Origin of the sequence: Bacteroides sp. 1_1_30, from assembly GCF_020982715.1 — a bacterium.
GTDB lineage: Bacteria > Bacteroidota > Bacteroidia > Bacteroidales > Bacteroidaceae > Bacteroides > Bacteroides xylanisolvens.
Map to the genome: position 1 here is coordinate 1 of NZ_JAJKHN010000162.1, position 5,098 is coordinate 5,098.

Here is a 5,098-nt window from a genome sequence, read left to right on the forward strand (position 1 = left end):
TAACTAATCTGGTCAAATCCTGCATCTTCAAAATAATCTACATAATTCTTACTATATATATACTCCATCTTAATATTTAGATATTCATCCATACGTTCAATACCATATATTTTCGGTACACGAATATGCTGATAAGCTATCTTTGAAGCATTACACTGTTTCAAAGCTTGCTTATACAATCGTGGAATATAATTCTTATCACGAGTACTCTTGTTAATAAACAAGCTATCCCCGCCATTAACAATGTCTATCTGACAACCAGAATGCCCTCTTATTTCAATCTCCATAATAGTTTGAATTAACAACTATATAGTTTATACCTGCTGACTGGGCTGCCTGTACACCCACTTCCGAATCTTCAAAAACAAGTGCCTCATTAGGTTGCATAGAAAAATGCCTTAATACTGTCCTATATATCTCAGGGGAGGGTTTTCCTTGTCTCACCTCCTCACCCGCCAAAATAAGATCAAATATATCAGTTACCTCAATGTATTGCAATGCTTTTTCTAAATTTTTACGACATGCAGTAGAAGCTATCGCTGTTTTACCTCCAGCATTGTGAAAAGTTTTCAGTATAGCTAATAAAGAATTATTCACTTTAAAATATCTAAAAAAATCGGGGTAACAATTACCTTTAAACTCACTTATTTTTTGAGTTACAACCGGATCTGTTATGCCAACAGTTGCCATAAACTTTTCAAACCTAAAACCAAAACAATGACGATAGTCTACCTCTTTAAGAGCTAATCCCACCTGATTAAAAGCCTCTTGATAAGCCATAAAATTAGCTCGAAAAGTATCAACTAATGTACCGTCAAAATCTACAATTAACAGTTTTATTTCACTTCCGAGCATTACATATATCGTTTAAGTTCTTCAGGTGTCCCATAAGAATAATAATTTTCCATTAAGCAAAGTTTGACAGTTTCTCCATTCTTCAACAAATAATTATAAAGTAATGACACATAAAATTCCGATTTATTAGGTATTGAATTATCTAATAATTGATGCGCAACTTTTAAAAAACCTTTTCCTGAAGAAAAGAAATACGCTCCACAAAGAGCATGATTAGATATTACCTCTTTCTCTGCTGTACGCCTTACTATATTATTAGCATCAATCTCAGCATAACTATACTTTGGAAGGTCTGATTCAAATGATACCAACAAGCCGCCATTGACCTCATCTACAGGTTTTGCTAATATTTGACGAATATTTTCAAGAAAAGCCTTACTAGAGAATTCCAAATCACAGTCCATAACTATAACAGAATCATTAGGGTCTATTGCAGACTCAGCCATCAAACAAGTTTCAACTGCACCACGAGTGGTATTAAGTACAGAAAAAACTTTAGCATTTGGCAACTTGTTTTTTATATATTCGTTTATATGATATCTATCAATATGTTCCTGACGAACAATAAATGAATACTTCAAATTTATATCGTCCATAATTACGCTCCTAATAGCTCTAACGAACAAAGGTATCCCCTTCAATTCAATCAATGGCTTTGGTGTAGTCCAACCTTCTTTAAGAAAACGTGTTCCCTCACCTGCCATTGGCATGATAATATGTAAACTTCGCATAGTCCTCTATAATATTAAGTGCACATTATTTAACTATCCAACCTTTTCAGCTTAAGATAACTAAAAGTGTACTGATTGATTAGTCATTCCCTAATAATTAATTACAATATTTCCTTCGTTAATACACTTTCTTAAAGCTAAAGATTTCATTAGCTATATTATATCAACATTGAGAAATTGATATCTGTATCTGCTCAATTTTAATCCATTCCTTATCTTAATATGCATTCTTTTCTCCAACAACTACATTTGCTATAGTCTTATAAATGATATATATATCAAGTAGCATTGTCCAATGCTCCATATACCAAATATCAGCTTTAACACGTTCCTCCATCTGTGAGAGTTCTCTCGTTTCACCACGAAAACCATGTGTTTGAGCCCAGCCGGTTACTCCAGGTTTTATAAAGTGCCGCACCATATACTTATCAATCAAACGGGCATAAGTCTCCGTATGAGCCAACATGTGTGGACGTGGTCCCACTATTGACATATCACCCCTAAAAACATTGATAAACTGGGGAAGTTCGTCAATATTAGAACGACGAAGGAAGTTCCCAAACCGAGTTTTACGAGGATCATCAGCCGTAGCCTGTTTACTGTCAGCTTCATCATTCACTTTCATAGAACGGAATTTATAACACACAAAATCCACACCATTCAACCCCGTACGCATTTGCTTAAAGAATACAGGACCGGGAGAAGTCAACTTTATAATACTTCCCACTATGAGATAAACAAAGGGAAAAACTGTAACCAGAAAAAAACCGGAGAAAACAACATCAAACATCCGTTTCAACATACGGTTCTCCATCTTACCCAAAGGTTCATAACGCAGATTCAAGATAGGCATATTGCCAACCATACTGTGCCAGATACGACGCGGAAAACCTTTACATACATTAGGAACACCGTGAAAATAAAGCAAATGGTTTTCACAATAATTCATGATAGAAAAATTGTAACGTCCCTCCTCCATCGATAGAGAACAAAAAACATGCTTGATGCTTGGATGTGCAGACATAAAATCTGAAAAACCGTCAGGATTACCCAAATAGGAACATTGAGAAGAAAGAGCATCATTCGGTTTTATATCAAAATAACCCACGACTTCATATAGGGAAGACGCCAGAGAACTTTCCATCTCCTCATACAACACCTGCATATTATTGCCTCCACCTATAAAAACAGCATAACGTCTATGCTTGCCCTTAGCACAATAAACTATCAGAAAATGACGGATGATAATGCGATAAATACTTAAGATAACAAAGAGAAAAGAGAAATATGCAACAAAGAAAAAAGGAGAATAGATAGAGATTCCACTAAAAGTCATGATACATGCCCAAAAGATGGAAAAAGCTATAGTATTCTTCAACACGCGCAACACAAGTTGGTCAGGGCGAATTCCCCGACTATCCCAAACCCTCCCACGAGAACCGGAACAGGCCAGATAACAGAGACTTAACGAAGTCATCATCCAGGAAACCCTACAAGAAAAAGGTAAAGAGACAAATACTTCTTCCCAAAAGAAAAGGAGAAAGAACAATACCAAATTCAGAATGATCAGATCTCCCAGAACTGCTATAAATTCTATAAATTTATTGATTTGACTGGTGGTTGATACCATATCACATTAAAAATTGATTTTAGGCACATACTTCTTTGAACTTGCTCAGAAGGTCTTTCCCGAACAAATTCCAAGAGATTACAATACAAACTGATAGGAAAACAAAAACTAAAACATATACTTTCCTACTGGTTCCCGAAGGATATAATGGTACAACTGCAGGCTCTACAACAGCAAAAACAGGCTTCTCCTCCTGAACTTTAGCTCTGGCAACCTGAAGCTGACCGGCAACCTGACTATATACCTGGTAAGCCAAACTCATGTCATTCTGCAAACGTTCCTGCTCGGTACGAACACTCTGCAAAATGATATTGTCATGAGAGTCCATATAATCGGCATATTTTCTCTGCGCTTCGTAATATTCCTGCTGACGTTCTTTAAACAATTTCTCCAAATAGAGACAATCCTCTTTAGATTTGGAGGTACGATAGTCTATGATATATTCCTGCAACTTCTTAACTACAGAGTCAGCAACAACTGCAGCAACTTTAGAATCCTGAAAAGTTGCAGTAACGGAAGTCATTGAAGTTTTCTTATCCACAGAAGCGACAATCTTTTTCTTTAGTGATTCAATCTTCTGAGATTCCTTTTTGGATAATTCAATGGTACCTTGACTCGCTTTATCCGAAAAAATAGATTCATCCTCATCTTCGATAAACAAAGACTTTACTCCGCCAATTACCATACCAGGAAACCCGATTACATAACTCCACCAGGGAGAAGATTCTTCATCTAAATAAGAACTTAAAGAGATTTCCTCACTCCCTGATACAGGGACTTTCATATTAGAAAGTTCCAACAAAAAGGGAGTAGAAGAGACGATATCTGCAGATAAGGAAGCATTCAAGGCATCGGTTCCATCTCCCATAGAAACTCCACTTCCTAAAAAGGAAGCAGCCAAACCGGATAAACCACCACCTTTGTTATTACCCATTTCCGGAGAAAGAGTAACTTCAACCGTATACTGCTTAGGGATACTTATCGCAACAATAACACCAATTATCAGTCCGATACCGGCCGCTTTATAGATCTTCTTACGAATACCTATAACCTTACGAAGAAGATCCATCAAATCGATTTCAAGCTCCTCGTCATTGTGATTATTATACACCTGTTTTGTTTCCTTTTCAGATGTTTGTTCCATCAAAGTAGACATAAATAAAGGTATTCGTTATTTCTTGATTAAATTAGCGATAGAAGCAACCATCATTCCCAAAGTACTGAATGTAGTAGCATAACCTAAAATGTTGCCAATATTAGTCCTTTTCTTTGCCTTACTAGGTACAATTATCTCGCAACCCGGTTCAATCTGTTTCTTACCGCTACCTTTTACCTTAGTTACCTGACCATTCATATAAACAATGAACTTCTTGCTCTTCTTCGCATTTTCAGAATAGCCACCAGCTTGATCCAGATAATAATCAACTTTCTGTCCTTCTATATAAGAAACCGTATTAGGAACCATCACAGCACCATTGATCGTAACTGTATTATTGTTCTTCGGAATAGAAATCACATCACCCTCACGCAAGACAATATCCGCTGTACTGCCAGGATTAGCTAATGCTTTCTCCAAGTCAATGCCAACACTAAAAGTATCTTCCACACGAACACCCAAAGAGTCCATCATAGCCTCACCCAACTGTCGGCTCATCAAACGGATCACATCTCCCATACGTTTCTTCTCACCTTCAGTAGCGACACGAGTCAACTTGGCACCGCGTAAGTAAGCATAATTCGTAGCACCTCCAGCTTTATTGATCAAATCTGAAAGGCGTTCTTCACGATTGGTCATGGCGTATGAGCCTCCGAACAGGATTTCACCTTCAACAACCACATTCTGTTGAGCCTGATAACCCGGACTACGACGTACATAGACCTC

Annotated in this window: 5 protein-coding genes and 1 pseudogene; all 6 read right to left on the reverse strand. The window is 37.0% G+C overall.

The annotated features are described in order from the left end of the window. Positions 1-287, reverse strand: a pseudogene (locus LPH68_RS25430) (hypothetical protein); the annotation flags it as partial. Next, entirely contained in the window at positions 277-855 is a 579-nt protein-coding gene (locus tag LPH68_RS25435; protein ID WP_008021481.1) for an HAD family phosphatase, read from the reverse strand. The gene LPH68_RS25435 and the pseudogene LPH68_RS25430, both read right to left, overlap by 11 nt. Next, entirely contained in the window at positions 855-1,559 is a 705-nt protein-coding gene (locus LPH68_RS25440) for a glycosyltransferase family 2 protein (RefSeq protein ID WP_225486113.1), read from the reverse strand. Before LPH68_RS25440 ends, LPH68_RS25435 begins: the two co-directional genes overlap by 1 nt. 244 nt (positions 1,560-1,803) lie before the next feature. Next, a complete protein-coding gene (locus tag LPH68_RS25445) occupies positions 1,804-3,216 on the reverse strand; it encodes an undecaprenyl-phosphate glucose phosphotransferase (protein WP_008021478.1) in 1,413 nt (470 codons plus the stop codon). A gap of 19 nt (positions 3,217-3,235) precedes the next feature. Then, positions 3,236-4,372: a Wzz/FepE/Etk N-terminal domain-containing protein gene (locus LPH68_RS25450; protein ID WP_008021475.1), complete on the reverse strand. Its 1,137-nt coding sequence runs from the start codon at positions 4,370-4,372 to the stop codon at positions 3,236-3,238. 15 nt (positions 4,373-4,387) lie between these two features. Beyond that, the coding region (locus LPH68_RS25455) for an SLBB domain-containing protein (RefSeq protein ID WP_230297224.1) at positions 4,388-5,098 on the reverse strand (711 nt) is incomplete at its 5' end.